A 1,160-nucleotide genomic window follows, 5' to 3' on the forward strand; every position below is an offset into this window, starting at 1 on the left:
CGGCATGAGCAAGCGGGACGCCATGGAGGCGTTCGGGGTCATGTCCCTGGCGCCGCTCAAGAGATGGTGCGCGCTCTACCGCGAGGGCGGCGCCGAGGCGCTCAGGCCCAGGCCCAAGGGCCGGCCGAGCGGTTCCAAGGCGAGGCCGCGCACGCGCGAGCAGGAGCTCGAGGAGCGCTGCCGAAGGCTCGAGACCGAGGTGGCCTACCTAAAAAAATTGCGTGCCCTGGTCGAGAGGGACGGACTCTGACCAGGGCGAAGGTCGAGGCCGTGAGCGCCCTGCGCGAAGAGGGGTACGGGCTGGGGTGCCTGCTGGAGTGCGCCGGCCTGGCGAGGTCGAGCTACTACTACGCGCTGTCGCACCCGAAGGCTCCCACCAGGCCCGAGCTCTGGGAGGCCGCCGCCGAGATATTCTCGCGCACGGCCAACGGGTGCGGCCACAGGCAGATCGCCATGTGCCTGCGCGCCGAGCAGGGCGTGCGCATAGCCTACAAGACCGTGCTGAAGATGATGCGCGAGATGGGCATCAGCTGCGGGATCCGCCGCGAGACCGACTACCACAGGTACAACTCGTACAGGGGCAAGGTCGGAAAGACCTTCGAGAACGTCATCGGGCGCGACTTCGCCGCCGACGGGCCGTGGGAAAAGATGGGCACCGACGTCACCGAGTTCAAACAGCCCTGGGGCAAGGCCTACTTCGCGCCGGTCTACGACTTCGGCAGCAAGGAGATCGTCGCCTGGTCCACGTCGCTGCACCCCAACATGGCTCAGCAGCACGAGCTGCTCGACCAGCTCGTGTCCAAGAAGCCCAAGGGCTCCAGGCCGATCCTGCACTCGGACATGGGCTGGCAGTACCAGCAGGCCGGTTGGTGCAGACGGTTGGAGGAGGCCGGCGTGGTGCAGAGCATGTCCCGGAAGGGCAACTGCATCGACAACGGCGCGACGGAGCAGGTGTTCGGCCACATCAAGGACGAGTTCTTCCGCGGAAGGACGTGGCCGGACTTCGAGTCCTTCAAGGCGGACCTCGACGACTTCGTGGTCCATTGGAACACGAGGAGGCGCCAGGTTAAACTGAAGGGACTGACCCCGGAGGAGTTCCGGAGACAGTCCCTTGCGGCGTAGTTCTTATTTAAGCCGTCCAAGTTTTGGGGTGCAGTTCA

Annotated in this window: 2 protein-coding genes; both read left to right on the forward strand. The window is 65.6% G+C overall.

Annotated elements, in window-relative coordinates; genetic code table 11:
- On the forward strand, positions 1-250 hold a 250-nt coding region (locus tag ACTNBB_RS09085; RefSeq protein ID WP_441057996.1), incomplete at its 5' end, for a helix-turn-helix domain-containing protein.
- Between the two features lie 20 nt (positions 251-270).
- Positions 271-1,122 (forward strand): IS3 family transposase, encoded by an 852-nt coding sequence (locus tag ACTNBB_RS09090; protein ID WP_304211243.1) that lies wholly within the window; start codon positions 271-273, stop codon positions 1,120-1,122.
- The last annotated feature ends 38 nt before the right edge of the window (positions 1,123-1,160 follow it).

The sequence above is a fragment of the Collinsella sp. HCP28S3_B9 genome (genome assembly GCF_052066095.1).
GTDB lineage: Bacteria > Actinomycetota > Coriobacteriia > Coriobacteriales > Coriobacteriaceae > Collinsella.